Here is a 25,522-nt window from a genome sequence, read left to right as displayed (position 1 = left end):
TGTAGCGAACCGAAACAGTAGGAAAGAGAAGACAGTGCGTTAGTCGGCGGTCGCTTCGACTTCCTCGCCCTCGTCGTCGACGTAGTAGGTCTCGATGAACTCCTCGTCGATCCGGTTGAGCTCCTCTTTCGGCAGCTGGCTGAGCAGATCCCAGCCAAGATCGAGGGTGTCCTCAAGCTCGCGGTTGGTGTCGAACCCTTGGTCGATGAAGTCGGTCTCGAAGTCGTCAGCGAAGTCGAGATACTTGTTATCCCGGTCGCTGAGTGCTTCGCGGCCGACAATGTTGACTAGGTCGCGCAGGTTCTCACCCTCCGCGTAGGCGGCGTACATCTGGTTGGCGACATCGCCGTGATCCTCACGGGTCAGCCCCTCGCCGATCCCGTCGTCCATCAGCCGCGAGAGGCTGGGCAGGACGTTCACGGGCGGCTGGACGCCCTGGCTGTTGAGGTCGCGGTCGACGTAGATCTGGCCCTCCGTGATGTACCCCGTCAGATCGGGGATCGGGTGGGTGTCGTCGTCGCCGGGCATCGTGAGGATCGGGATCTGGGTGACAGAGCCCTCACGGCCCTGAATCCGACCGGCGCGCTCGTAGAGCGTCGCCAGATCGGTGTACATGTAGCCGGGGTAGCCACGCCGGCCCGGCACCTCTTCGCGGGCCGCACCGATCTCTCGCAGTGCCTCACAGTAGTTCGTCATGTCTGTGAGGATGACAAGGACGTGGTAATCCTTCTCGAAGGCGAGATATTCGGCGGTCGTCAGGGCGAGGCGCGGCGTGACCGTCCGCTCGACGGCGGGGTCGTCCGCGAGGTTCGCAAAGACCACCGAGCGTTCCAGCGCGCCGGTGCGCTCGAAGTCGTCCATGAACTCGTTGGCCTCCTCCTGCGTGATGCCCATCGCGCCGAAGATCACGGCGAACTCGCTGCCCTCGTCGCCCTCTTCTTCCTCCTCAGGTACGCTGGCCTGCCGGGCGATCTGGAGTGCCAGATCGTTGTGCGGCAGCCCAGAGGCGGAGAAGATCGGGAGCTTCTGGCCCCGAACAAGGGTGTTCATGCCGTCGATGGCCGAAACACCCGTCTGGATGAACTCCTCGGGGTACTCCCGGGAGTAGGGATTGATCGCCGCGCCGATGATGTCCTCGCGGGACTCGGGCACGATCTCTGGGCCGCCGTCGATCGGCTGACCCGTGCCGTCCATGACCCGGCCGAGCAGATCCTCGGTGACGGGCATCTTCAGCGTCTCGCCGAGGAACCGGACGGAGGCATCACGGTCGATCCCGCTGGTGCCCTCGAAGACCTGAATCGCCACGAGGCCGTCGCTGGATTCCAGAACCTGGCCCCGTAGCGTCCGGCCGTCCTCGGTTTCGATCTCGACGATCTCGTCGTAGCCGATCGGCTCGTCAACCTCGGCGTAGACGAGCGGTCCGCTGATCTCGTTGATGGTTTGGTACTCTTTCATTAGTACATCCCCCGCAGTTCCTCGGTGATATCTTCCTTGAGTTCCTCGATGAACTCCTCATAATCCTCCTGGACGCCGATCCGGTTGATCCGCGGCGTGGAGTCAAGCGAGACGAGATCCTCGACCGGCACGCCGGCGTCGAGGGCCTCGAAGGCTTCGTCGTTGTACGTCTTGATCGTCGTCAGGATGAGGTGGGTCTTCTCCGGCGGACAGAACGTATCCGTCGGGTGGAACGCGTTCTGCTGAAGGTAGGCCTCCCGCAGGTAGCGGGCGATCTCCAGCGTCAGCTGCTGATCCTCCGGCAGGGCGTCCTTGCCGACGAGCTGAACGATCTCCTGGAGCTCGCTCTCCTCGTCGAGTACGTCGATCGCCCACTGGCGGATCTCCGACCAGTCCTCGGTGACGTTCTCCTCGAACCATGGATCGAGTTGATCCCGATACAGCGAGTAGGACTCGTTCCAGTTGATCGACGGGAAGTGCCGGCGTTCGGCGAGATCCGCGTCGAGCGCCCAGAACGTCTTGACAATTCGCAGCGTGTTCTGCGTCACTGGTTCGGAGAAGTCACCGCCGGGAGGCGACACGGCACCGATGACCGACACCGAGCCGGTCGTCCCGTTGGTGTTCTCGAAGAAGCCGGCTCGCTCGTAGAACTGGCTGAGCCGTGCCGAGAGGTAGGCCGGGTAGCCCTCCTCGCCGGGCATCTCCTCAAGTCGGGAGGAGATCTCCCGCATGGCCTCGGCCCACCGCGAGGTGGAGTCGGCCATCAGTGCCACGTCGTACCCCATGTCGCGGAAGAACTCCGCGATGGTAATGCCCGTGTAGATGCAGGATTCGCGTGCTGCGACGGGCATGTTCGACGTGTTGGCGATGAGGCAAGTTCGGGCCATCAGCGGGTTCCCGGTCTTGGGGTCGTCCAGTTCCGGGAAGTCCTCGATGACCTCGGTCATCTCGTTGCCGCGCTCGCCACAGCCGACGTAGACGACGATGTCGGCGTCGGCCCACTTGGCGAGTTGGTGCTGGGTGACAGTTTTCCCTGAGCCGAATGGCCCCGGGATCGCCGCAGTCCCGCCTTTGGCTATCGGGAACAGCCCGTCAAGGACGCGCTGCCCTGAGATGAGCGGTTTTGTCGGTGTCTTCTTCTCGACGGCCGGGCGTGGCGTCCGCACCGGCCACTCCTGGTGCATCGTGATCTCCTCGCCGTTGTCGAGTTCGACGACCGTGTCTTCGACGGTGTAGTCGCCGGATTCGACGCTGACGACCTCGCCACCCTCGGAGTCCGGCGGCACCATGACCTTGTGGTCGATGGTAACCGTCTCCTCGACGATGCCGACCACGTCGCCGGCGGATACCTCGTCGCCCTCCTCGACCTCGGGCTGGAACTCCCACTCCTTTTCGAGGTCGATGCCGGGGGCGTCGACCCCACGGTCGAGGAACGCACTGTTCATCTTCTCTTCCAGCACGTCGAGCGGGCGTTGGGTGCCGTCGTAGATGGCATCCAGCATGCCAGGGCCGAGATCGACCGACAGCGGCTCGCCCGTGTTCTCGACGGGTTCGCCCGGGCCGACCCCGGAGGTCTCCTCGTACACCTGGATGGTCGTGATATCGCCCTCGATCTCGATAACCTCGCCCATCAGCCCTTCGTCGCCGACATAGACGACGTCGTTCATCCGGGCGTCGAGATCGCGGGCGGTGACAACCGGCCCACTGACGCTTTCGATGACGCCGGTTTCGGCGTCCTGTTGGGTTGCTTGACTCATAGTTAGTCGTCTTCCTCCATCAGATCGATGCCGATGGCGCGTTTGATCTGTCCGCGAAGGTCGCCGCTGCCCGCGCCGCCACCGAGGGTGACAAGCGTGGGCTCGACGCTGGTTTCGACGGATTTCCGCGTCCCGCGGGACAGATGATCGAGATCGTCGTCGTACATGACGATGATGCCGACATCCTCGTCGTCAAGGACGCGCTCGACGGCGTCGTCAAGCGCGTCGTCCTTCTCGTCGTCGGGGACGTTTTCGAACGTCCGGACGCCGGCCAGCCGGAACCCGGTCGTGAAATCCGGGCTGCCGATGACCGCGATCTCCTGGCTCATAGGATCACCAACTCCTGTTCGATGGCCGTCTCGCTCAGCCCGGCCTCGCGGCCGCGAGCGATGGCACGGATGTTGGTTACTTCCCGCTCCTTCATCAAGATGTAGGCCACGACCGGACAGATCGACAGCGGATGGACGTTGCCGAGCTGTTTGGAGTATCGCAGCAATACTCCCTCTAAGGCGCGCTCGAAGTCGATGAGGCTGTCTGCGGCCTCAAGCTCGTCGAGCGGTTCCGAGAGCTTCTTGCCGTACCGGCTCTCTCTGATCCGGGTGACGAGCTCGTCGGTGTTTTCGACTAGTGTCGTCATCTCGCTGGCCGAAAACAGCCGCCCGCCGTCGATGAAGTACGCGCCAGGATCGATGTCCGCGCCGCTGCGGGCGAGCCGCAGCGCGTTGCGGACGTTCCGGAAGTCGATCTCGGCTTCGAGGAACTCCCGGTAGAGGCCGACGGCCTCCCCGCTGGGCAGATCGCTGAGCAGCTGTTCGTAGAACGCGCGATCGACGGCGTTCTCCAGCGGCACCAGCGTGTCGGTCTCCTGGAAGTCCTCGAAGGCGGCTTCGAGCCCGTCGCCGAAGATCGTGCCATCGAGGAGGGAGACGACATCTTCGACGGTGCCGGCCTCAAGCAGGCGGGTGATCAGCGCGTCGTCGAACTCGCCGGCGCGGATCATATCGGTCTCGATGGCCTCGCTGTCGGCGTCGGTGTAGACGCCGCGCAGCACCGTCTTGACGTTCCAGGCGTCGAACTTTCGCAGGTAGCGGGCGATGAGATCGTACAGTTGGCCCTCGGCGAACCCCAACAGCGCGTCGAAGTGTCGCGCCAGATTGCGGTTCAGCGAGTACTCGATGAGGTCGACCCCACTGTGGCGGCTCCCGAGCTCGTTGATCTCGCGTTCGTACTCGGATTCCTCCATGTAGCGGGCGATCTCCGCGGGGCCCATCCGGACGAGCTTGCTGTACTCGTCGTCGTCGAACAGCACACCGCGGCGGGCCCGCACCCGGGCGGTGACGTACTCGGGGTTCGAGCCGCCGGGCGAGCCGGACGATGCGTTCATGCCGGGCGTGCTCATTGCTCGAAGAGGTGTGCTGAGAGTTCCTTCAGGTTCTCGTCCCAGACGGTGTCGAGAACCGAGTCGAAGGTGTTGTTCACCCGAACGCGGGAGGTCTCGCTTTCGACGACAACGCCGCCGAGACAGTCGCGGTCGCCGGCGAAGCTGAACCCGTCGTACTCTGTCAGGATCTCCTCGATGAGCTCCTGATCGTCGCTCCGGCCGTAGACGCTGACGGTCGCGTCGTCGTCGAACTCCGTCGCTGCCTCATCGATGAGGCTCTGGGTGAGGGATTCGCGGCGGTCACCCGACAGCTCGGCCAGCGCGGCTTCGACATCCTCGCGGACATCGGCGAGCACGTCACGCCGGGCTTCGAGCCGCTGCTGTTTGGCTTCGAGGTTCGCACTCGACACCGCCTGTTCGCGCTCCTGGTCGATCTGGGCTTCGACCTCGGCGGCGCGCTCTTCTTTGATCTCCTCGGCGTCGGCTTCGGCCTCAGCGATGATGGCCTCAGCGTCGTCCTCGGCCTCGGCACGGATCTCCTCTGCACGCGCGCGGGCTTCGTCTTTGATGTCGTCGACGACGTGTTCCAAACTCATTGTTAGCCCGGGGATCCTTACAGCCCGATCAGAACCACAACGATGAGTGCAAGGATAATGAGCGTTTCAGGAAGCACCGTCAGGATCAGGCCTTTCCCGAAGAGGCTCTCGTCTTCGGCCATCGCGCCGACGGCGGCCGCGCCGATCCCGCGCTGGGAGTAGCCGGCACCGAAGGCCGCGAGGCCGACGGCGATCGCGCTCGCTGCGGCCGGGCCGAGTGCCGGGCCGCCTGCTGCTCCACTCTGCAGTACAACGTTACTAGCTTCTGTGGCAAGTTCCAAGCTCATGTATTGTGTCTCGTGTCCGCTAACGTTGGCTTAGTAGCCGAACAATTGGTATTGCTCCCAGGCAGTTCATAAAGCTTCCCAAACCCGATAGTTACAACAGTCAGACGGTATGTTACCGGTTATCAGGTCTCAGAAGCATCCCCTGTTTCAGGATGGTTCGATCGAACACGCCTCGTCGATGTATGCTGGTAGAACAGACAGCTCGCCCCGACGCAAACGGGTGTCTCTGTGGGTAGCCACCGACCGCAAAAAAGGACGCAGCGAACCGCGAACCCTACGAGCTGCTCTCGTCGGTTGTGGTGTGTGTTCGCTTGTAGCCGAACGGGGTGTACTGCCGACCGCCACCCTCGTAGAACTTCCCGAAGAACTCGACGTACTCAAGACGGACAGCCTGTAGCCCGGCACTCGTCACACCGAGTGCGAGGACGACCGTGTGGCCGACGAGCAACACGAGCGCGCCGGCGATCAGGCCTGTCGTTCCACTCGTCGTCAACCCGGCGAACATGATGTCCGCGCCCTCAGCCTGAAGCTGGCTGAGCTCGCTACCGGTGAAGATGAAGTGGAAGTTGCCGCCGTTGAAGTAGGCCCCAAAGACAATGAGGTTGACCGCGAAGGCGGTGCCGGCCTTGGCGAGCAGTACCGCAGCCAGCCGTGTGTACGACAGCGCGTTGACCAGCGGGTTGAGCACCTCGGGGATCTCCATCGGCTCGCCGAGCCCCAACAACACGCTGCCGACGAGGAACGCGACACCGCCGACGATGCCGACGGTCTCGCCGAACCCGTTGAAGCCCAGCGCGACCGCGGCGTCGGAGCCCTCGTTGAAGACGGTGAACATGAAATCCGGCTTCTGGGCTCTAAACAGGTCGCTGAGGATAAACGCCCAGACGCCGTTGAGCATGAGCAGCCACGAGCCGCTCTCAAGGACTGCCTCCTTCAGGCCGTGGAGGTTGTAGTCCTCGATGAACGAGAGGATGTACCCCATGTTGAGGTGGAGAACGCCGACGAGGATGCTCACGAAGAACCACGCGAGTGCCCACTCGGCGTAGTACGGCTTCAGGCCCTTATGCAGGGTGAGGAAGCCTAAGCCGAGATACTCCGGCATCGGCTGGGCGAACGGATGCAGCCCGAAGACCTCGTCGTAGAGGACGCCAAAGATGGCCGTAAAGCCGCCGGCCCACAGCGCGACGCCGCCGAGGCTCTTGAACCCCGAGGAGTCGAAGCGGGTGTAGAGCACGTAGCCGATGAGCATGTACAACGCCCCGTAGCCAACGTCGCCGATCATGAAGCCGAACATGGCCGGGAACGTCAGAAAGACCAGCACGGTCGGATCGAACTCCGAGTATTTCGGCCGCGAGAACGCCTCGATCAGCACCTGGAACGGTTTCGACGCGCTGGGGTTGCCCTGGACGACCGGCGGCCCGTCGTCGGCCATCGTCACCGAGCCGCTTCCGTCGGCGACGACCTCGCCGCCGTCGGTGGCGGCCTCGGCGTCGGCCGCGGTCTCGGCGTCAGCAGCCGTCCCAGCGTTGCCCCCGTCGCCGTGATCCTCGACGTGGGCTTGGCCGTTGGATTTGAACTGCGCGCGCTCGATCTCGTCGACATCGACCGGGCCGTCGACATCGTCGTCGAGCGTCGCCGCCAGCTCGTCGTAGCGGGCGGTCGGAATCCAGCCCTCGGCGACGAAGGCGTTTTTCGTCGTCGCAAACGAGAGCGGGGCTTCCTTCTTTTGGGCCTCGATGGTCAGGTACTCCTCAGCCGCGAGCAGGAAGCCCGCGGATTCGGCTTTGACCGTCTCCAACTCGGCTTCGACCTCGCCGAGTTCCGCTTCCAGCGTCTCCTTTTCGCTTTCGAGGTCGGCGACGTACTGTTCGGGTGAATCCTCGGCGTCAGGCACCGAGAGCGTGGTAAACTCGACGCCGACGAGCGCGTCGGCGATGAGTTCGCTTGCGGCGTCGTGGTCTTCTGCGGGCTGGGCGAAGATCGCCTGCGTGTTGCCGCCCGAGAAGATCTCGAACCGCTGAATCGTCTCCTCGTCGTCGAGCTCCGCGGCGACGGCGTCGCGGTCGCCCTCGCCGACGAGGACGGCCAGCGAGTCGTAGCCGCTCAGCAGATCGAGGTCGAGGCCAAGTTCAGCAAAGGGTTCGACCGCCTCGATCTTCTCGTCGATCTCGCGGATCCGGGTTTCGAGTTCGCCGCGCTGGTCGTCGAGATCGTTGATGCGATCCCGGAGCTCCGGCAGCTCGGCGTTGAGCTCCTCGCGGTCGACGATCCGGGTCTGGCCGGCGTCGTCGTCCTCGATCCCGAGGGTGTTTTCAAGTGCCCGAACGGTGACGAGCTGCTCGTTGGTTTCCTCCGCGCTTTCCAGCGAGCGGCCGCCCTCGAACCCCTCCCAGGAGCCGTCGTAGTCCGACAGATCCAGCAGGTTCAGCGTGTGGACAGCCTCGATGACATCGTCGATGACGCGTTTTGATCCCGTCACCGAGACCTTGCTCATCCGCTCAGGTCTGAGCATTCACGGCCTCCTCGAAGCGGTCGATGGCGAGCTCGACGGCCTCGTCGATCCGGTCTTGGGCCTCCTCGACGAGCTCCTCCCGGGCGTTTTCGCCCTCTTCGAGGATTTCCTCACGGCGGGTGTCGATCTCTTCGTGGGCCGCCTCCAGTCGGTCGGCCGCGTCCTGTTCGGCCTCCTCCTCGGCCGTCGTGCGGATCTCGTCGGCTTCGGATCGGGCCTCGGCGATGCGCTCCTCGGCGTCGGCTTCCGCCTCGGCAACGATCTCCTCGGCGTCGTCCTCGGCCGCCTTGATCTCGTTGAGAACCTCTTGTCTCGGCATGCTCACTAATCATCCGGAATTGCAGTAGCTGCATATAAGGTGTTTGCGGAACGTCTCGGCGGGTCGATGGGTCTGGATCCTGTTGGTTCTGGTGGCAGAGCTGTTCGCGGTCTCTCGCTCTTCTTGTGTCTCACTCTTGTTCTTGTTCCATCTCACGTTCGCTCTCGTTCCGTCTCACGTTCGCTTTCCTCGGCAATACCGTTTTACCGAATCACGCGTAATCAACAAGTATGTCACAGACGGCGCGCCGCGTTGTGACCGAGCTTCACGACGAGCCGCATCTGGAGGGTCGACGCGTGACCGTCAGTCGACTCCAAGGCCTCGTCGAGGACGCAGGCCGATCGGCCGCCGATGTCGCAGACGAATTCGATCTTGATCCCGCGGATGTGTATGCCGCACTGCAGTACTACCACACCCACCCCGAGGAGATGGCCGCGGCTGCACAGACCCGCCGTGAGCGAGAGGCTGCGGTCGACGATACAGCCACCTCACTGGCTGATCTGCAATCTGCTACAGAGGAATGACGTATCGGATCCTTGTCGACGAAAATACCAGTCCCCGTGTCGCCGCCAGTCTCAGTGACGAGGGTCGTGATGCCACTCATATCACCACTGCACTCGACCCCGGTGTTTCCGATCAGGAGATCATCGACTACGCGGCTGCACAGGGGTATGCCGTGCTCACCCACGACGATGATTTTCTGCGTCCCAAGCATACCGGAGCCGTTCCGATCCTCTACTACAGTGATGATACTCTCGGTGTCGACGACCTCGTTGTGCGCGTTGAGACGGTGATCGAGTGTGTCCCCTCGCAAGCTGACCTGCCGCCGGTCACTTTTCTTGATTCGTGGCAGCCACCCGACGCCTGATTCGTGGCAGCCACCCGACGCCTGATTCGTGGCAGCCACTCGACGCCTGATTCGTCGCAGCCGCCCGACTGATGCGGCCTGTGTTGTCCGGCAAATCCCTACCGTTATTGTTGCGCCGCCCATAGGGTGTAATGACATGGGAATCCTTGAGAACAAGGCCCGCGCGCGCCTGTTCTACAAATATCTCTCGAAGGTTTACGACACGATCAACCCCTTCATCTGGAACGACGAGATGCGCGATGAGGCCATCGCGTGGCTCGACATCCAGCCCGACGACCGCGTCCTCGACGTGGGCTCAGGCACCGGCTTCGCCACCGAAGGGTTGCTCCAACACACTGACAACGTGTACTGTCTCGACCAGTCGATCCATCAGATGGAGAAAGCCTTCGGCAAGTTCGGCAAGCACGACCGCGTGAAATTCCACCGCGGCGACGCCGAACGCCTCCCGTTTGCCGACGACACGTTCGATCACCTCTGGTCGTCAGGCTCGATCGAGTACTGGCCAAACCCGATCGACGCCCTCGAAGAGTTCCGCCGGGTCACCAAGCCCGGCGGCCGCGTGCTCGTCGTCGGTCCTGACTATCCAAACTCGGTCGTGATGCAGAAGCTCGCCGATGCGATCATGCTGTTTTACGACGAAAACGAGGCCGACCGCATGTTCGAGGCTGCCGGCTACACCGATTTCGAACATCACATCCAGCAGGCCAGCCCCGGCAGCCCGAAGGCGATCACAACAGTTGCGACCGTCCCCGAGACCGCGGCTGTCGATGGCGTTGCCGAACCGACCGCGGATCCCGCCACCACCGGCGATTCTGCGGCTGATTAACGCTTGTCGCGCGTCCGACCGACACTCACAAAAACACTCGCGGCGCGCGTTACTCGTCGATAAACTCGTTGTCGCGCCAGTCGACACCGTTTTTCCCGGCACTGTTCTGTGGGTTTTCGACGACCTCGACGGTTGCGGGCCGCTGTTCGCCCTCGACGATCCGTGTTGCTTCGAGCTCGCCGTCGTGTTCGGAGATGGCTGTCAGCGTCCCCTTTTCGGAGAGCATGGCGATCTCCTTGAGCACCTGAAACATGCCGTACTGGACGGCGGTATTCTGGAGGACGGTCTCACGATCGCCCTTGAAGCAGGCGAACTCGACGAGCTCCGAGGGGATCTCCTCTTCTTCCTCGTCGCCCCAGCTTGGTCCGCCAGCACGGGGTGGCTCCTCCTCGTAGACCCGCGTTTCGGTCACGCTGGCCTTGAGCTGGGCTGTCGGGGTGTATTTGCTGAGGCTCTCATCGCTGGCCTCGGCGTTGATGATCAAGGTGTTGTTGCGTCGTGTGAGTGTCACCTCGTCGATCTCGTCGGGGAGTGCTGGATCGTCCAGATACTCCTCTAGGTCTTCGAGCGGCAATTCAAGCGTCGAGTGGAGACGGAATACGCGGCCTGTCATGATGTTGGATGGTGGTGTCGTCGACGTGGGTGCCGATACCTACCGGCTGTAGGGCCCCCACTGGTATATGGGCTATCCTTTCGTGTCCGCCCGCGACCGATGGCTGTGGGCGGTGTCGCCAGCGACCTCCTGTGGCGTCAGGTCGTCAGCGTCGTTTCAAGCTCGCCGCGCTCGTCGAGTTCGGTGAGGATGTCGCTGCCGCCGACGAACTCGCCGTCGACGAACGTCTGAGGGATCGTCTCCCAGTCGCTGTGACTCGACAGTGCCTCACGGAACTCGTCGAGAGCCGGCAGCACGTCGACGGTCTCGAACTCCTCGACGTGTTTCCCGATCAGTTCGAGGGCGTTCGCCGAGTAGCCACACTGCGGCATCAGCTGATTGCCCTTCATGAACAACACCACATCGTTGGTCTCGATCGCCTCGTCGACGCGCTCTTGAACGGCCTCGGTGTCCAGCTCGCTGTCGGGTTGGAAGGTCATACCGCCCTATAGGAGCGACGGCGGCATATGCGTTGCGTCCGGTCGCCTGTCGCCGGCTGGTCTCGGCGTCGACCCGGATGATCGCCGGAATCCGACACCTCCTTGTAGGCCGACGGAATCAGCCATGGGTATGAACGCAACGATCAAATGGGGCGGTGCAGGGCTCCTGTTGGCACTCGCCGGAACTGGGTTCGTCATCTCGGAGATCCGCCACGGGATCGAGGTTGGCAACCCGCTGCCGGTCGCCTACGGCGGTGCGGTCGTTCTTGCGACCGTGATCGCCGCTCTGTTGATCATCCCGAGCATGCGATCGAGCAGCTAAGCCGATCGCTCCCCCCGACCGCATCGCAAACGGGGGGAGTTATTAGCGTTGCCACGAAGGAAGCGATGTGTTTCGCGTCGAGCTCCATGCCCACTCGGAACGCTCCCATGACGGCCGCGACCCCGTCGATCTGTTGCTCGAACAGGCCGCGGCTGTCGGGCTCGACGCGCTTGCGATCACCGACCACGACGAGATCGACGCCAGCATCGAGGCCGCCGTGAGCGCGCCCGACTACGGCCTTGTCGGCATCGTCGGCATGGAGGTCACCAGCGCGGTCGGCCACATCCTCGCGTTGGGTATCGACGAGATCGTCCCGCCGGGACTCTCCTACGACGAGACGCTCGACCGCATCCACGCCCAAGGCGGGATCGCTGTCGTCCCCCATCCGTTCCAGAAATCCCGCCACGGCGTCGCGCCACATATCACCGACGACCAGCTCGCCGCGGCCGACGCCATCGAGGTCTACAACTCCCGGCTGTTTACCGGCCGGGCGAACCGCCAGGCCGAACAGTTCGCCCTCGAACACGACCGCCCGATGACCGCCGGCAGCGACGCCCACATCTCCGAACTCGTGGGCCAAGCGGTCACCGAGGTCGACGCCGACGAGCCGACCGCCGACGCAATTCTCGATGCGATCCGCGGGGGTCGCACGAGCGTTATCGGCCATCGAACGCCGTGGCACGTCAGCCTCCGGCAGTTCGGCGGCGGCGCGAAACGCCGCGCCCAGCGGGCGATCCGCGAGTTTTTCCGATGAGCCAGCCACCACAGCCGCCGCTCCGCGGTGCCGACTCCGATGTTGTCCGCGCCGCGCTCGACAACGCCGACCCGCTGCCCGGCGCAAGCGAGCGCGGCCCCGCGGCGATGGGCGGCTTCGGCGGCCGACTCGACGATCGCCTTGTCCGCGACGTACTGGGTCGCCAGCCAGTTTACAGCGAGTCCGACGCCGACGATCCGACCGCCGACGGCGCGTGGGCGTTCACCCCCGGCGATCTCGACGAGCCGGTCGTCGTCCCACCCGGCAGCGTCCGCACCGCCGACGGCGACGAGGCGGTACTCACGCTGCCGGAGCCACCGGCCGCCGACAGCGACGCGGCGATGGCGGCTGTGACCGACGCGCTCACGGGCGCACTCGGTGTCGACGCCGACACCGAAACTACGGCCACAGATGATGTTGCCGTCGCCTTTTCCGGTGGTGTCGACTCCACACTCGTCGCCAGCGGATTCCCGGACGCGCCGCTCTACGTCGTCGGCTTCGAGGGCTGTCACGACATCGCCGCCGCCCGCGAGGCCGCCGCCGCGATCGACCGCGCTGACGACCTCACGGTCATCGAACTCAACCACGACGACCTTCTCGACGCTGTCCCGCGGGTTGCCGCCGCGATCGGCCGGAGAAACCCGATGGATGTGACGATCGCGCTGCCGCTGCTGGCCGTCGCCGAGCGGGCCGGGGCCGACGGCTACGACCGCCTCGCGCTCGGCCAGGGTGCCGACGAGCTGTTTGGCGGCTACTCGAAGGTCGTTGAGCCGGCCGACGATCACCGCGTCGACAGCGACACCGTGCGCGGCGCGGTGCGGGAGACCATCGAGACGCTGCCCGGCCAACTGGAACGCGACGTGTGTGGGCTCTCGGCCGCTGGCGTCGAGCCGGTGACACCGTTCCTCCAGGATCGCGTTGTCGACGCCGCGTTGCGGCTGCCCGGGAAGTTGATGGCGACGCCCGACGCGCGTAAGGTTGCCCTGCGGCGGTTTGCTCGTGAGACGGTCGGCCTCCCGGACTCTGTCGCGGGCGCGGACAAGAAAGCGGTGCAGTACGGCACCTACGTCAGCCGCGAGTTGGATCGGCTGGCTCGCCAAAACGGCTATAAGCGACGGATGGACGACCATGTCGGGCAGTATATTCGGGAGTTGTGTGCTGACTGAGACCTGACTTTTTCACCCTCGCGGCTGAACCTCGGGTATGAACCGACGCGACGTGCTTGCGGTCGGCGGGCTCACCCTGTCGACGACGCTGGCTGGCTGTTTTAGCGTCGAGCAGAACGAATCCGAGGGGCAAACCGACGGCAACGAATCTGAAAGTTCAAGCGACGACACCGAACCGGAAACCGCTGACGACGACAGCGAGTTGGATCTCCGCGAGGCCAACGTTACGAGTGTCGCTATCGATGACAGCGGCGGAGCGAGTACGTTCACTGTCGGACTCCACCACGACGACGCTGGCGAAGAGGGGTATGCCGACTGGTGGCAGGTCGAAACGCTTGACGGGACGCAGCTCGGCCGCCGCGATCTCCTGCACGCCCACGAGAACAATCAGCCATTCGAGCGAAGCGAGACGATCGAGATTCCCGACGACGTGACCTGCGTCGTCGTTCGCGGCCACGACCAGACCCACGGCTACGGCGGCCGCGCGGTCGTCGTGAATCTCGACTCCGGCGGGCAGAACGCGATCCAACAGGGCTCGGAGCGACAGACCGTCAGCGAGAGCGACTGCCCGGAGTAGCGTTTCGGTGGCGAGGCCTGACCGTGTGACTCAGTCTCGCGGTGCGGCGAGTCCGAAGCGGTTAAACGGGCTTCGGAGGTAGAACAGGCAACTCACTGCGGTTACGGGCTACCAGTGGGCACCCGGTTCGCCGGGACGAAATGTGGTCGGCCTGACCGACTGAATCGCAAGCGCCCGAGGACAACTATGGCACGAAGCGTCTACTCACACATCCGCGAAGCATGGCAGAGCCCAAACGAGGGCAAACTCGCCGAACTACAGTGGCAGCGCAAACAAGAGTGGCGGAACCAGGGTGCGATCGAACGCGTCGATCGCCCGACCCGCCTCGATAAGGCCCGCTCACAGGGCTACAAAGCCAAACAGGGCGTTGTTGTCGCCCGCGTGTCCGTCCGCAAGGGCGGCGCGCGCAAGCAGCGACACAAAGCCGGCCGCCGCTCGAAACGGCAGGGCGTCAACCGCATCGGCCGCCGGAAATCGATCCAGCGCATCGCCGAGGAACGCGCCTCCCGGAAATACCGCAACCTCCGGGTGCTCAACTCCTACTGGGTCGGCGAAGACGGCTCCCAGAAGTGGCACGAGGTCATCCTCATCGACCCCAACCACCCGGCCATCGAGAACGACGACGACCTCAACTGGATCTGCGAGGAGCAGCACAAAGGTCGCGCGTTCCGCGGGCTGACCAACGCTGGCGACTCGGGCCGCGGCATGCAGACGCGCGGTCAGGGCACCGAACACGCCCGTCCGAGCGTCAACAGCGATCGCAACCGCAGCAAGTAACGCGGTCGGTCACGCGGCTTATCCGTTGCGTTCGAACCGTTTTCGCCTGAACTGTCGATTCCCAGGCAGTGATAACGCTCTCCGTTTTTCTTATCTTAGCGTGATGTACCCCACAGTATGTCACTGCTTGATAGCTACGAGGCCATCCTCTGGAAGACAATGGACTGGCTCCGGATCACCGACTCCGTCCGTCGGAAGATGCTGGCAGCGGTGGCGATCCAGTTTAGCGTTGCCATCGGCCTCTTTGGGCTGCCGTTCGTGCTATCGGGGACGCTGCTGACAGCGATCCAGGCCGTGTTGTTCACCGGCGCGACCGCAGCGTTTGTCAACACGGCACTGATCATCCAACGGGATCTGATCGAACCGCTGGCCGACATCGAAACCGCCGCCGGCCGGATCGCCGAGGGCCACGTCGAAACCGAGGCTGTCGCCACCGACCAACCCGATGAGGTCGGCGAGCTCACCCGGTCGTTCAGCGCGCTGCAATCCTACCTCACGACGGTCTCCGCGCAGGCCGACGCGCTGGCCGAACAGGAGTTCGACGACGACGCCCTCGATGAGCCCGTCCCCGGCCCCTTCGGCGAGTCGCTGAGCCGGATGGCCGACAACCTCGAAACCTACACCACCGAGATCGAAGCCCGATCGGCCCGCCTCGAACGCCTTGTCGAGGCCTTCGAGGAGTCGACGACCGCCGCCATCGACGGCGATCTGACGGCGACGATCGACCCGGCCGTGGTCAACGACGAGGACGGCACCTACACCGTGGTTATCGAGCGGTACAACGAGCTCCTGCGAACCCTCCAGGAGTCCCTCGGCGAGACCGCCGCCTTCGCCGCCGAGGTCTCCCGATCGACCGACTCGGTCGCCGAGAGCACCACCGAACTCGATCGGGCCGGCGAGGAGATCGCCGCCGCGACCGACGAAATCGCCGCCGGTGCTGATGAACAGCGCGAGCAGCTCCAGGCTGCTGTCAGCGAGGTCAACACGCTGTCGGCGACCGTCGAGGAGATCGCCGCCTCCGCCGAGGAGGTCAGCCGGACGGCCGATACCGCAAGCGAGGCTGCCACCGAGGGCCGCGAGGAGGCCACCGACACCATCGCGGAGCTCGATGAGATCGAGGTGGAGATCACCGACGCCGCCGACAGCGTCGAAGCCCTCGGGAGCCGGATCGACGAGGTCGACGAGATCGTCTCGGTGATCACCGATATCGCCGAACAGACGAATCTGCTCGCGCTCAACGCCTCGATCGAGGCCGCCCGCGCCGGCGAGGAGGGCGATGGGTTCGCGGTCGTCGCCGAGGAGGTCAAAAGTCTCGCCGAGGAGACGAAGGATGCCGCCGGCGAGATCGCCGACCGCCTCGAAGAGATCCAGGCCCAATCCGACGAGACGATCGCCGAGGTCGAAGCCGCAAGCCAGCGGGTCAGCGAGAGCACCGACGCCGTCGAGCGATCGCTGGGGCGGTTCGATGAGATCGCCGAGGTCGTCACCGAGCTGAGCGACAGCGTCCACGAGATCAGCGATGCGACCGACCAGCAGGCCACCTCCGCCGAGGATGTCGCCGCCGTCGTCGACGAGGTTGCCGACATCAGCGACGAGACCGCCGAGGATGCCGCCAGCGCGGCGTCGGCGGCCGAACAGCAGACCGTCTCGCTGTCGTCGGTCTCCGAGACCGTCGAATCGCTGGCTGGCGAGGCCGACGAGCTTGAATCGCTCCTCTCGCAGTTCGAGTTTGACGAGGATGCCGCCGGGGAGCCGACCGTCTCCACCGATTCGATCAGCACGAACGGGGCGGATACCGGCATCGACACCGACGCCGACAGCGACACCGACACTGATACCGACGTGATCGAACACACCGAGCCAACGAACGACCCCTTCACGATGCCAGCTAACGACTGAGTCGACGTCGACAACGACTGAGCCGACGCGAGCAGTGATCGTCGTGGGTGGAACACCACCCGTTGACATCCGCGGTCTTATTTTGTGCCTCCCCCAATCGGGAGCCATGAGCCTCTCGCTGGATTCGACCCAACTCGACCGCTACTCGCGGCATATCATCCTTGAGGAGATCGGCCCCGAGGGGCAGTCAGCACTGCTGGAGGGCCGCGTCCTCGTCGTCGGCGCGGGCGGCCTCGGCGCGCCCGTCATCCAGTACCTCGCAGCCGCGGGCGTCGGCACTCTCGGCATCGTTGACGACGACGCCGTCGAGCGGTCGAATCTCCAGCGACAGGTGATCCATGGCGACGGCGACGTGGGCCGCCCGAAGGTCGACAGCGCGGCCGACTTCGTTGCCGATCTCAACCCCGACGTGACCGTCGAACCACACGAGCGGCGACTCACACCCGAGAACGCCGAATCGCTCATCGCCGCCTACGACCTCGTTGTCGACGGCTCTGATAACTTCCCGACGCGGTACCTCCTCAACGACGCCTGCCGCCTAGAGGGGGTTCCGCTGGTCAACGGCGCGGTTTACAAGTTCGAGGGACAGGCGACGACCATCGTCCCCGACGGGCCCTGCTACCGGTGTCTGTTCCCCGAGGCTCCTGACCCCGGCACCGTCCCCGACTGTGCGACCACGGGCGTGTTGGGCGCGCTGCCGGGCACCATCGGCTGTATCCAGGCGACCGAAGTCGTCAAACTGCTGGCCGACATCGGCGACCCGCTGGTCGGGACGCTGCTGTCGTACGATGCGATGGCTCTCGCCGTCGAGCGCGTCCCATACGAGCAGTCGGCGGACTGCCCGGTCTGTGGCGATGGCGGCATCGATTCGCTCGCCGCTGTCGACTACGCCGACGGCTGTGGGATCGACCGCCCGAACACGAACGCCTAACGGCGCGCGAGCCGGTCTGTCTGTAGCCCATGTGCTTTTAGCCGGCGTGGACATATCAGCCGATATGACCGTTGTGCCTACCACACCACCCCTCATCGGAAGTCAGCCATGAGCCGCGAGTACGCACCCGTCTCGCCGTCGGTCGCGCTCACGATCGCCGGCAGCGACTCCGGCGGCGGCGCGGGGATTCAGGCCGATCTGAAAACGATGGAGGCCCACGATGTCTTCGGCACCTCGGCGATCACGGCGACGACCGCCCAGAACACGACCGGCGTCGACGATATCAACGTCCTGCCGACCGACCATATCGCCGCCCAGTATGACGCTGTCGTCGACGATTTCGATGTCGGCGCGGTCAAAACCGGCATGCTCGCCACCGCCGATGTCGTCGAGACCGTCACCGACTGTCTCGCCGATTTTGACGGGCCAGTCGTCGTCGACCCCGTGATGGTCGCCGCAACCGGCGATCGGCTGCTGAGCGAGGCCGCCGAAGCCGCCTACGAGGATCTCTTCGCGCACGCGACCCTCGTCACGCCGAACGCCGACGAGGCCGAACTCCTGACCGACCGGGCGGTCGATAGCGTCGAGGCCGCCGAGGCCGCCGGCCGTGACCTCGTTGGGATGGGGGCCGACGCCGCGCTCGTGAAGGGTGGCCATATCGACGAGGGAGCCGACGGCGAGAGCGATGTCGTCGATACGCTCGTCGTCGACGAGTCGGCCACCGACGCGGCCCACACACAGTACAGCCATCCCCGGATCGACACCGACGCGACCCACGGTTCGGGCTGTACGCTCTCCAGTGCGATCGCCGCCCGCCTGGCCCGCGAGGAGACGCTCACCGAGGCCGTCGCCGGCGGCGTCGCGTTCATGGAGCGCGCGGTTCGGTACGGCATCGACGCCGGGGAGGGGCCGGGATCGGTGCACCACCTCGTCGAGATCCGCGAGCGCGCTGACCGCGAGGCGACAGCCGCCGCCGTCGAGCGGATCGTCGCCCGACTGGTCGAGGCCAACGCCGAAACGCTCGTCCCCGCCGCGGGGATGGATGTCGTCGGCACGACCCCCTACGCCGAAACGCCCGCCGAGGTCGTCGGCGTCGACGGCCGACTCAGTCGCACCCGAACCGGAATCCGGCACAACGCCGGGGTTCGCTCGGGGACGGCCAGCGACCTCGCCCACCAGTTGCTGGCCGCCCGCGAGGCGTTCCCCGAACTCCGGTTTGCGGCCACCTGTCGGTTCGACGACGCGGTCGAACAGGCCCTCGAAACGCTTGACGGAACGGTCGTCCGCGGCGATAGCGGCACGCCGACCGACGCCGTGGCGGCCGCCGTTGCCGACGCCGACCAGCTGCCAGCCGCGATCATCGACCCCGGCGATCAGGGTCGACAGCCCGCGGTCGTCCTCTGTGGAACCGACGCGGCCACCCTCCGCGAGCGGACGCTGTCGGTCGCCGACGCCCTCCTGACCGAGTAAAGGTGGCCCTGCTACCGCCGGCCGCATCGTAGCGTTTTAGCGACTGTCCGCCCCACGGCCGGTATGTCACAGGGGATCGTCGGACAGTTTCACGCGCTGAAAGCCGACAGCGACGCCGACCTGTTGGCGATGCAGTGCGGCGATTTCTACGAGTTTTTCGATACTGACGCCGAGTGCGTTGCCGACGAACTTGACCTAACGACCTCCACGAAATCCTCGGGCGGCGAGTCGTATCCGATGGCCGGCGTTCCGGTCGGCGAGTTGACGCCCTATCTGACAGCGTTGGTCGAACGCGGCTACACCGTCGCCGTTGCCGACCAGTTCGAGGACGACAACGGTGACTTCTACCGGGAGATCACTCGCCGCGTCACACCAGGAACGCTGCTGGAAACCGCCGACAGCGACGCCCAGTATCTTGCAGCCGTGGTCGCGCCGAACGAGCAAACTGACGACGAATCGACCGGCCCCTACGGGCTGGCGTTCGCCGATATCACGACCGGCCAGTTCCTCGTCACAGAGGTCGAGGACGCCGACAGCGCGGTCGCCGAATGCTACCGGTTCGACCCGGTCGAACTGCTGCCTGGCCCGGCCGTCCGCACGGACGACGAGTTTCTTTCGGCGGTCACCGACCGCAGCGACGCTGAGGTGACGCTGCACACCACCGACGCCTTCGCACCCGGGCGAGCGACCTACACCGTCGACGAGCAGTTCGGCGACGAAACCGCCGACAGCATCGGGCTCGACTCGGAGTTGGCCGTCCGCGCCGCGGGTGCGATTCTCGCGTACGTCGCCGAAACCGGCGTTGGCGTCCGCCAATCGATGACGCGGCTCCAACCCTACACGGCCGACGATCACCTGACGCTGGATGCGACGACCCAGCGCAACCTCGAACTCGTCGAGACGATGCAGGGCGACAGCGCGGGGTCGTTGCTGGCGACGGTCGATCACACCGCAACGAGCCCGGGCCGTCGCCTGCTGCGGGAGTGGCTGACCCGACCGCGGCGGGATCGGGCGACGCTGGATCGCCGCCTCGACAGCGTTGCCGCGATGGCGGCGGCCGCGTTGCGTCGCCAACGACTCCAAGAAACGCTCGACGGCGCGGCCGACCTTGAACGCCTCGCCAGCCGCGTCGCCAGCGGAAGCGCGGGCGCAAACGAGTTGTTGTCGATCCGGGAGACGCTGGGGCTGCTGCCCGATATCGCCGCCGAACTCACAGATGGCGAACTCGCGGACTCACCACTACCCAGCGTGCTCGACGACATCGACCGTGAGGCCGCGGCCGACCTGCGGGAGACGCTGGCCGACGCCATCGTCGACGATCCGCCACAGACCGTCACGCAGGGCGAACTCTTCAAACGCGGCTACCACGACGACCTCGACGAGCTCATCGACCAACACGAAGCGGCCAAGGAGTGGATCGACGGGCTGGCTGACCGGCTCAAACAGCGACACGGCCTCACCCACGTCTCGGTCGGCCGCAACAAAACCGACGGCTACTACATTCAGGTCGGGCAGTCGGAAGCCGACGCTGTCCCCGACTCGTTCTCGCACGTCAAGACCCTCAAAAACTCCAAACGGTTCGTCATCGACGAGTTGGCCGAGCGGGAACGCGAGATCCTCCGACTGGAAGAACAGCGCGGCGAGCTCGAATACGAACTGTTCGAGGAGCTCCGCGAGTCGGTTGCTGCACAGTCAGCGTTGCTACAGGACGTAGGACGAGCTATCGCCGAACTTGACGTGTACTGTTCGCTGGCGACGCATGCCGCAAGCAACGGCTGGTGTCGCCCGACGCTGGCCGACCCCGGCGAACTCGCTATCGACGCCGGTCGCCACCCGGTCGTCGAGCAGACCACCGAGTTCGTACCCAACGATCTCCAGCTTGACCGCGACCGCGGCTTCCTGCTCGTGACGGGGCCGAACATGAGCGGGAAATCAACCTACATGCGGCAGGCCGCGCTGATCACCCTCCTGGCGCAGGTCGGCAGCTTCGTCCCGGCCGACGCGGCGACCGTCGGCGTCGTCGACGGGATCTACACTCGTGTCGGCGCGCTCGATGAGCTCGCACAGGGCCGTTCGACCTTCATGGTCGAGATGCAGGAACTCTCAAATATCCTCCATTCAGCAACCGACGAGTCGCTGGTGATCCTCGACGAGGTGGGGCGTGGCACCGCGACCTACGATGGGATTTCGATCGCGTGGGCCGCAACCGAGTATATCCACAACCGGATCGGCTGTCACTGCCTGTTTGCGACCCACTACCACGAACTGACCGCACTCGCCTCACATCTCGACCGCGTCGGCAACGTCCACGTTGCTGTCGCCAACGAGGACAGGGGTGACGGCGAGGAGATCACGTTCCTCCGGACGGTCGAAGAGGGCGCGACCGACCGCTCGTATGGGATTCACGTCGCGGATCTCGCGGGCGTTCCGGAGCCTGTCGTTGGCCGCGCACGCGACGTACTGGAGAAGCTACGATCAAAGAAGGCCGTCGAAGCGAAAGGAAGCGGCTCCAGCGAGCCGACGCAGGCCGTTTTCGATCTTTCAGCCGGCGAGTTCCGCACCGCCGACGGCGACGCGCGCGAAATCGAGCCCGCCGACAACGGTGCCAACGCGGCCGACACCACAACCGACAGCGACCCGGAGCTTGAATCGGTGCTTACAGCCCTTCAGACAACAGATATCGACGAAATGTCACCGGTCGAGCTGATGGCGAAAGTCCAGCAGTGGCAGGAGCAACTCAGTAAAACCGAGCTCTCGGAGCACTGAGCCGGTAGATTTTTGCCCCTATTTAAAACTAGTGTCGGTTGATGATGGCGCAATATTTGCTTCTATAACGATAACGGTGTTAGATACGATTATAAAATGTCTACGCTGTTTTGAATGAGTTATAAACTGTCAGCGCGATCCATTTTATTACGTTTTACGCGGTGAATTTTCCCAAACGCTCTGGCTATTATATGTGGGTACGGTCTCTTGGAGACGATAGACGGTGAGCACTCAATGACAGGTTCCCCATCGACCGTTGGTCGATCGCCGCCGGCCGAAGCTGAGTCGCCCACGCAGGCGTCCAGTAGCCTGCCGCTCACCCGACCGATCCGCTGGCTCGGCTTCTGGGCGGCGATCGTCCTTCCGGCAGTGTATCTGCCAGTCCTCTCCCTCGGTATCGGCACGCACACTGGGGCAGTCTTCCTTGGACTGCTCGGTTGTCAACTGCTCGCATTGCTCGCTGGCCACCACTACAAGAGACCATAATCCATGACCGCGACGACCCAACCCGTTCAGACCGAGGAATCGCCCGACGTAGACAGCCCCCAATCGAAGGAATCACGGCTCGCCGACTATCTGCGCGAGCGTGCCGACGCCGGTGATATGTACTTCAAAAGCAAGTTTATCGCCGAGGAAGTCGGTCTCTCCGCAAAGGAAATCGGTGCCCTGATCGTGAAGCTCCAAGACTCGGTTGAGGATCTGTCGATCGAACGCTGGTCGTACACCGGCGCGACGACCTGGCGCGTCGAGCGAACAGCCTGAGTGTCCACCGTCGACCCACCCCACTCCCTTCCGTTCGGTTCGTTCCACCCACTCCGTTCGCTTTTCTCTACCGATGAGCGTGTTCGCCGCCCAGCCGGCGGCGTCGGTGTCCCGTCATCGACGTGACACGGGAGCAACAATGGATTCATACCGCTCACCCACGTAACTCAGCGTATGCACCCGTTCGCGTCCCGCCGATCCGCCGTCGACCGGAGCACCGGTCGCCGTGCGGACGCGGTGAACCACCCACCGACAGCTGTCGTCAACGATGACTGAACAACCGCTGATCGCCGAAGTGAGCCAGAAGGCGATCATCCGATCGCCGGCCGACGAGCTGCTGGTCATGCAGGCCGACCCCGAGACATGGGAGCTTCCCGGCGGGCGGATGGGGGCGGCCGAGGCCCCAATCGTCGGACTGAAACGGGAAGTTACTGAGGAGACCGGCCTCTCGGTGACCGTCGGCGAGCCGATCCATACGGCCGCCTGGCGCAACGATGTCGGCCGCGGTCGGTTCAGCGTCGTCTACTACTGCGAGGCCGAAACGACCGATGTCGAGCTCAGCGACGAACACTGTGATTACGAGTGGGTCTCGCCGTCGACCGCCCGCGATGAGTTTCTGACGGTCAGCATCCACCAGACGGCGATCGATCGGCTGCTGGCCGCCGACGCCCTACCGAGCGAACAGACCGCTGCCACCGATGACTGACGACATCTCTTCAACCGACGACACAGCCCAAACCGACAATACTCCCTCAACCGACGACACGGCGATCCACCATCTCGACGACCAGACGGTACAGCGCATCGCTGCCGGCGAGGTCGTCGAACGACCGGCCTCCGTCGTCAAGGAGCTGATCGAAAACAGCCTTGATGCGGGCGCGACCCGGATCGCCGTCGCCATCGAGGGTGGTGGCACCGAGGGGATCCGTGTCCGCGACAACGGCCACGGGATCCCCGAATCTGAGCTGCCGCTGGCGGTCGCCGAACACGCGACTAGCAAGATCAGCGACATCGACGATCTCGATGCCGGCGTCGGTACTCTCGGCTTTCGGGGTGAGGCTCTCGCCACGATCGGGGCTGTCTCCCGACTGACGGTTCGCTCGCGGCCGGCCGACGCCGCCTCGGGAGCTGAACTCACCGTCGACGGCGGCGACGTTGGCGACATCGAGCCGGCCGGCTGCCCGGTCGGCACAACTGTCGAGGTCGAGGAGCTGTTTTTCAACACCCCGGCTCGCCGGAAGTTCCTCAACCGCGACCGCACCGAGTTCGATCATGTCAACACAGTCGTCAGCCAGTATGCCCTCGCAAACCCGGATGTCGCTGTCGCCTTCGAACATGACGGCCGGGAGGTGTTTGCGACCGAGGGAACCGGCTCGTTGCGCTCGGCCGTGCTCTCGGTCTACGGCCGCGATGTCGCCGAATCGATGATCGAGGTCGACCACGAGACAGACGGCGACGGGCCGATCGAGCGGATCTCGGGGCTCGTCAGCGACCCGGAGACGACCCGGAGCACCCGGTCGTATCTGGCCACCTTTGTCAACGATCGGTACGTGACAGCGTCGCTACTCCGCGGCGCGGTTGTCGACGCCTACGGCGGCCAGCTGGCCCCTGATCGATACCCCTTTGCCGTGCTCTTCGTCGATGTACCGCCGGCGTCGGTCGATGTCAACGTCCACCCGCGAAAAACGGAGGTACGGTTTGACGACGAGGACGGCGTCGCAGCCGGGGTTCGGGACGCGGTGACCGACGCGCTACTGGATGCCGGCCTGATCCGCTCGTCGGCCCCGCGCGGTCGATCGGCTCCCGCGGAGACAACGATCGAGCCGGAATCGCCCGACACAACCGCTGTCGGCGGTGGTAACCGTGATCCATCTACCGCTGCTGTCGCGGACGACGATGCCGACACCGGTTCCGAAGCCGACACCACAGCCGCCGCTTCGCCGAACGCCGACACCACGGCCGACCACACCCCGGAGCCGACGACAGCCGCGGATTCGACTGATGGTGCCGACTCCGCCGAACCTGTCGATCCGAGCGCGGAGGACAGTTGGGTCGTCGACGACATCGCAACCGAGTCGACACCGACACGCGCCGCCGACCCCGCAACCGAGCTGTCGTCGGCAGACGATCCCTCGACAGCAGATGCCGCCTCAACAACAGCGCCGACGAGCACTGACCCGACGACCACGTCGCCACCGACTGACAGCGAAGACAGCGACGACAGCACCACCGCAAACACTTCCACCGAAACCACCGCCACCGACGGCGTCACCCCCCACACTTCTCCCGAGGCACGCGACGCAGCACCGACACAGCCGACCACCCAACAGACGCTCACCGGTGAGACGACCACGGCCGAGCGTCAGTATGAGACGTTGCCGACACTCCGCGTCCTCGGGCAGCTGTACGACACCTATCTGCTGGCGGCGACCGACGATGGGCTGGTGTTGATCGACCAACACGCAGCAGATGAACGTGTCAACTACGAACGGCTCCAGGCCGAACTTGGCGAGACGCCGGCGACCCAGACGCTCGCCGAGCCGGTTTCCCTGGAGCTTACCGCCCGAGAGGCGGCCCTCTTTGAGTCGGCCGCCGATCAGCTTGCGGCGATCGGGTTTCGCGCCGAGGACGCCGGCGACCGCGAGGTCGCTGTCACCGGCGTGCCGGCGATCTTCGAGACAACCGTGGAACCCGAGTTCCTTCGTGACGCGCTGCTCGGTGTGGTTGAATCCGCCGACGGCGAGTCGACGATCGAGGCCGCTATCGACGAGCTGCTCGCCGATCTGGCCTGTCATCCCTCGGTGACCGGCAACACCTCTCTCACCGAGGGCTCGGTTGTCGAGCTGTTGTCGGCTCTCGACGACTGCGAGAATCCGTATGCCTGCCCGCATGGTCGGCCGGTACTCATCGAGATCACCCGCGAGGAGATCACTGACCGCTTCGAGCGGGATTATCCGGGCCACGGCCGACGGCCGGAGTAGCCAACGGTTGGAGTTAAGAGCCTC

The 25,522-nt window shown here is 64.7% G+C and carries 26 protein-coding genes; 16 read left to right on the top strand and 10 right to left on the bottom strand.

What is annotated here, in order from left to right; translation table 11 throughout:
• Window positions 1-39: 39 nt before the first annotated feature.
• The 8 genes from EWF95_RS05805 to ahaH form a co-directional block, all read right to left on the bottom strand.
• Window positions 40-1,455: an ATP synthase subunit B gene (locus EWF95_RS05805; RefSeq protein WP_142443081.1), complete on the bottom strand. Its 1,416-nt coding sequence runs from the start codon at window positions 1,453-1,455 to the stop codon at window positions 40-42.
• The gene (locus EWF95_RS05800; protein WP_142443080.1) at window positions 1,455-3,212 is read right to left on the bottom strand and encodes an ATP synthase subunit A; all 1,758 of its coding nucleotides are present in this window, start codon (window positions 3,210-3,212) and stop codon (window positions 1,455-1,457) included. Before EWF95_RS05800 ends, EWF95_RS05805 begins: the two co-directional genes overlap by 1 nt.
• 2 nt (window positions 3,213-3,214) lie before the next feature.
• A complete protein-coding gene (locus tag EWF95_RS05795) occupies window positions 3,215-3,541 on the bottom strand; it encodes a V-type ATP synthase subunit F (protein ID WP_142443079.1) in 327 nt (108 codons plus the stop codon).
• Window positions 3,538-4,596, bottom strand: a complete 1,059-nt coding sequence (locus tag EWF95_RS05790) for a V-type ATP synthase subunit C (protein WP_142443172.1) — start codon at window positions 4,594-4,596, stop codon at window positions 3,538-3,540. The genes EWF95_RS05795 and EWF95_RS05790 overlap by 4 nt, the downstream gene beginning before the upstream one ends.
• An 11-nt stretch (window positions 4,597-4,607) precedes the next feature.
• A complete protein-coding gene (locus EWF95_RS05785; RefSeq protein WP_142443078.1) occupies window positions 4,608-5,189 on the bottom strand; it encodes a V-type ATP synthase subunit E in 582 nt (193 codons plus the stop codon).
• A 17-nt stretch (window positions 5,190-5,206) separates the two neighbouring features.
• A complete protein-coding gene (locus tag EWF95_RS05780; protein ID WP_142443077.1) occupies window positions 5,207-5,476 on the bottom strand; it encodes a F0F1 ATP synthase subunit C in 270 nt (89 codons plus the stop codon).
• Window positions 5,477-5,750: 274 nt separating this feature from the next.
• Entirely contained in the window at window positions 5,751-7,988 is a 2,238-nt protein-coding gene (locus EWF95_RS05775; protein ID WP_142443076.1) for a V-type ATP synthase subunit I, read from the bottom strand.
• On the bottom strand, window positions 7,975-8,307 hold the full coding sequence (ahaH, locus tag EWF95_RS05770; protein WP_142443075.1) for an ATP synthase archaeal subunit H: 333 nt from the start codon (window positions 8,305-8,307) through the stop codon (window positions 7,975-7,977). The genes EWF95_RS05775 and ahaH overlap by 14 nt, the downstream gene beginning before the upstream one ends.
• 230 nt (window positions 8,308-8,537) lie before the next feature.
• On the opposite strand from ahaH, the gene EWF95_RS05765 reads away from it, so the two are divergent.
• The 3 genes from EWF95_RS05765 (at window position 8,538) to EWF95_RS05755 (ending at window position 10,001) form a co-directional block, all read left to right on the top strand.
• Window positions 8,538-8,831, top strand: coding sequence for a DUF433 domain-containing protein (locus EWF95_RS05765; protein WP_142443074.1), 294 nt, complete (start codon window positions 8,538-8,540; stop codon window positions 8,829-8,831).
• Window positions 8,828-9,175, top strand: coding sequence for a DUF5615 family PIN-like protein (locus tag EWF95_RS05760; RefSeq protein WP_142443073.1), 348 nt, complete (start codon window positions 8,828-8,830; stop codon window positions 9,173-9,175). Before EWF95_RS05765 ends, EWF95_RS05760 begins: the two co-directional genes overlap by 4 nt.
• Before the next feature lie 136 nt (window positions 9,176-9,311).
• Window positions 9,312-10,001, top strand: coding sequence for a methyltransferase domain-containing protein (locus EWF95_RS05755; RefSeq protein ID WP_142443072.1), 690 nt, complete (start codon window positions 9,312-9,314; stop codon window positions 9,999-10,001).
• Between the two features lie 49 nt (window positions 10,002-10,050).
• On the opposite strand, the gene EWF95_RS05750 is transcribed toward EWF95_RS05755, so the two are convergent.
• Entirely contained in the window at window positions 10,051-10,614 is a 564-nt protein-coding gene (locus EWF95_RS05750) for a DUF7110 family protein (RefSeq protein ID WP_142443071.1), read from the bottom strand.
• A 137-nt stretch (window positions 10,615-10,751) separates the two neighbouring features.
• Entirely contained in the window at window positions 10,752-11,093 is a 342-nt protein-coding gene (locus EWF95_RS05745; RefSeq protein ID WP_142443070.1) for a glutaredoxin family protein, read from the bottom strand.
• 130 nt (window positions 11,094-11,223) lie between these two features.
• On the opposite strand from EWF95_RS05745, the gene EWF95_RS05740 reads away from it, so the two are divergent.
• From EWF95_RS05740 to mutL, 13 genes are all read left to right on the top strand, one after another.
• Entirely contained in the window at window positions 11,224-11,415 is a 192-nt protein-coding gene (locus EWF95_RS05740) for a hypothetical protein (RefSeq protein WP_142443069.1), read from the top strand.
• Window positions 11,416-11,482: 67 nt separating this feature from the next.
• Window positions 11,483-12,169 (top strand): PHP domain-containing protein, encoded by a 687-nt coding sequence (locus tag EWF95_RS05735; RefSeq protein WP_142443068.1) that lies wholly within the window; start codon window positions 11,483-11,485, stop codon window positions 12,167-12,169.
• Complete coding sequence (locus EWF95_RS05730) at window positions 12,166-13,335, top strand: asparagine synthase C-terminal domain-containing protein (RefSeq protein ID WP_142443067.1); 1,170 nt, start codon at window positions 12,166-12,168, stop codon at window positions 13,333-13,335. The genes EWF95_RS05735 and EWF95_RS05730 overlap by 4 nt, the downstream gene beginning before the upstream one ends.
• 37 nt (window positions 13,336-13,372) lie before the next feature.
• A complete protein-coding gene (locus EWF95_RS05725) occupies window positions 13,373-13,912 on the top strand; it encodes a hypothetical protein (protein WP_142443066.1) in 540 nt (179 codons plus the stop codon).
• Window positions 13,913-14,098: 186 nt separating this feature from the next.
• Window positions 14,099-14,689: a 50S ribosomal protein L15e gene (locus EWF95_RS05720; protein ID WP_142443065.1), complete on the top strand. Its 591-nt coding sequence runs from the start codon at window positions 14,099-14,101 to the stop codon at window positions 14,687-14,689.
• 117 nt (window positions 14,690-14,806) lie between these two features.
• Window positions 14,807-16,588 carry a methyl-accepting chemotaxis protein gene (locus tag EWF95_RS05715; protein ID WP_246055637.1) on the top strand — a complete coding sequence of 594 codons (1,782 nt, stop codon included), beginning with the start codon at window positions 14,807-14,809 and terminating at the stop codon, window positions 16,586-16,588.
• 106 nt (window positions 16,589-16,694) lie between these two features.
• Window positions 16,695-17,519 (top strand): SAMP-activating enzyme E1, encoded by an 825-nt coding sequence (ubaA, locus tag EWF95_RS05710; RefSeq protein WP_142443064.1) that lies wholly within the window; start codon window positions 16,695-16,697, stop codon window positions 17,517-17,519.
• A 108-nt stretch (window positions 17,520-17,627) separates the two neighbouring features.
• Window positions 17,628-18,989, top strand: coding sequence for a bifunctional hydroxymethylpyrimidine kinase/phosphomethylpyrimidine kinase (thiD, locus tag EWF95_RS13910; protein ID WP_142443063.1), 1,362 nt, complete (start codon window positions 17,628-17,630; stop codon window positions 18,987-18,989).
• Window positions 18,990-19,052: 63 nt separating this feature from the next.
• Entirely contained in the window at window positions 19,053-21,755 is a 2,703-nt protein-coding gene (gene mutS / locus EWF95_RS05700; protein WP_142443062.1) for a DNA mismatch repair protein MutS, read from the top strand.
• 234 nt (window positions 21,756-21,989) lie between these two features.
• The gene (locus EWF95_RS05695; protein WP_142443061.1) at window positions 21,990-22,241 is read left to right on the top strand and encodes a spore germination protein; all 252 of its coding nucleotides are present in this window, start codon (window positions 21,990-21,992) and stop codon (window positions 22,239-22,241) included.
• A gap of 3 nt (window positions 22,242-22,244) precedes the next feature.
• A complete protein-coding gene (locus EWF95_RS05690; protein ID WP_142443060.1) occupies window positions 22,245-22,517 on the top strand; it encodes a DUF7123 family protein in 273 nt (90 codons plus the stop codon).
• Between the two features lie 268 nt (window positions 22,518-22,785).
• A complete protein-coding gene (locus EWF95_RS05685) occupies window positions 22,786-23,223 on the top strand; it encodes an NUDIX hydrolase (protein ID WP_142443059.1) in 438 nt (145 codons plus the stop codon).
• On the top strand, window positions 23,216-25,498 hold the full coding sequence (gene mutL / locus EWF95_RS05680; protein ID WP_142443058.1) for a DNA mismatch repair endonuclease MutL: 2,283 nt from the start codon (window positions 23,216-23,218) through the stop codon (window positions 25,496-25,498). The genes EWF95_RS05685 and mutL overlap by 8 nt, the downstream gene beginning before the upstream one ends.
• The last annotated feature ends 24 nt before the right edge of the window (window positions 25,499-25,522 follow it).

This window comes from Halonotius roseus (genome assembly GCF_006861655.1).
Taxonomy (GTDB): domain Archaea; phylum Halobacteriota; class Halobacteria; order Halobacteriales; family Haloferacaceae; genus Halonotius; species Halonotius roseus.
Note: the sequence above shows the minus strand (reverse complement) of the source record. Positions and strands in the feature narration are given on the sequence as shown.

What these genes read in the sequence shown, in the direction of transcription:
- EWF95_RS05805 (WP_142443081.1), bottom strand. Translation starts at nt 1,455, where the DNA reads ATGAAAGAGTACCAAACCATCAACGAGATCAGCGGACCGCTCGTCTAC.
- EWF95_RS05800 (WP_142443080.1), bottom strand. Translation starts at nt 3,212, where the DNA reads ATGAGTCAAGCAACCCAACAGGACGCCGAAACCGGCGTCATCGAAAGC.
- EWF95_RS05795 (WP_142443079.1), bottom strand. Translation starts at nt 3,541, where the DNA reads ATGAGCCAGGAGATCGCGGTCATCGGCAGCCCGGATTTCACGACCGGG.
- EWF95_RS05790 (WP_142443172.1), bottom strand. Translation starts at nt 4,596, where the DNA reads ATGAACGCATCGTCCGGCTCGCCCGGCGGCTCGAACCCCGAGTACGTC.
- EWF95_RS05785 (WP_142443078.1), bottom strand. Translation starts at nt 5,189, where the DNA reads ATGAGTTTGGAACACGTCGTCGACGACATCAAAGACGAAGCCCGCGCG.
- EWF95_RS05780 (WP_142443077.1), bottom strand. Translation starts at nt 5,476, where the DNA reads ATGAGCTTGGAACTTGCCACAGAAGCTAGTAACGTTGTACTGCAGAGT.
- EWF95_RS05775 (WP_142443076.1), bottom strand. Translation starts at nt 7,988, where the DNA reads ATGCTCAGACCTGAGCGGATGAGCAAGGTCTCGGTGACGGGATCAAAA.
- ahaH (WP_142443075.1), bottom strand. Translation starts at nt 8,307, where the DNA reads ATGCCGAGACAAGAGGTTCTCAACGAGATCAAGGCGGCCGAGGACGAC.
- EWF95_RS05765 (WP_142443074.1), top strand. Translation starts at nt 8,538, where the DNA reads ATGTCACAGACGGCGCGCCGCGTTGTGACCGAGCTTCACGACGAGCCG.
- EWF95_RS05760 (WP_142443073.1), top strand. Translation starts at nt 8,828, where the DNA reads ATGACGTATCGGATCCTTGTCGACGAAAATACCAGTCCCCGTGTCGCC.
- EWF95_RS05755 (WP_142443072.1), top strand. Translation starts at nt 9,312, where the DNA reads ATGGGAATCCTTGAGAACAAGGCCCGCGCGCGCCTGTTCTACAAATAT.
- EWF95_RS05750 (WP_142443071.1), bottom strand. Translation starts at nt 10,614, where the DNA reads ATGACAGGCCGCGTATTCCGTCTCCACTCGACGCTTGAATTGCCGCTC.
- EWF95_RS05745 (WP_142443070.1), bottom strand. Translation starts at nt 11,093, where the DNA reads ATGACCTTCCAACCCGACAGCGAGCTGGACACCGAGGCCGTTCAAGAG.
- EWF95_RS05740 (WP_142443069.1), top strand. Translation starts at nt 11,224, where the DNA reads ATGAACGCAACGATCAAATGGGGCGGTGCAGGGCTCCTGTTGGCACTC.
- EWF95_RS05730 (WP_142443067.1), top strand. Translation starts at nt 12,166, where the DNA reads ATGAGCCAGCCACCACAGCCGCCGCTCCGCGGTGCCGACTCCGATGTT.
- EWF95_RS05725 (WP_142443066.1), top strand. Translation starts at nt 13,373, where the DNA reads ATGAACCGACGCGACGTGCTTGCGGTCGGCGGGCTCACCCTGTCGACG.
- EWF95_RS05720 (WP_142443065.1), top strand. Translation starts at nt 14,099, where the DNA reads ATGGCACGAAGCGTCTACTCACACATCCGCGAAGCATGGCAGAGCCCA.
- EWF95_RS05715 (WP_246055637.1), top strand. Translation starts at nt 14,807, where the DNA reads ATGTCACTGCTTGATAGCTACGAGGCCATCCTCTGGAAGACAATGGAC.
- ubaA (WP_142443064.1), top strand. Translation starts at nt 16,695, where the DNA reads ATGAGCCTCTCGCTGGATTCGACCCAACTCGACCGCTACTCGCGGCAT.
- thiD (WP_142443063.1), top strand. Translation starts at nt 17,628, where the DNA reads ATGAGCCGCGAGTACGCACCCGTCTCGCCGTCGGTCGCGCTCACGATC.
- mutS (WP_142443062.1), top strand. Translation starts at nt 19,053, where the DNA reads ATGTCACAGGGGATCGTCGGACAGTTTCACGCGCTGAAAGCCGACAGC.
- EWF95_RS05695 (WP_142443061.1), top strand. Translation starts at nt 21,990, where the DNA reads ATGACAGGTTCCCCATCGACCGTTGGTCGATCGCCGCCGGCCGAAGCT.
- EWF95_RS05690 (WP_142443060.1), top strand. Translation starts at nt 22,245, where the DNA reads ATGACCGCGACGACCCAACCCGTTCAGACCGAGGAATCGCCCGACGTA.
- EWF95_RS05685 (WP_142443059.1), top strand. Translation starts at nt 22,786, where the DNA reads ATGACTGAACAACCGCTGATCGCCGAAGTGAGCCAGAAGGCGATCATC.
- mutL (WP_142443058.1), top strand. Translation starts at nt 23,216, where the DNA reads ATGACTGACGACATCTCTTCAACCGACGACACAGCCCAAACCGACAAT.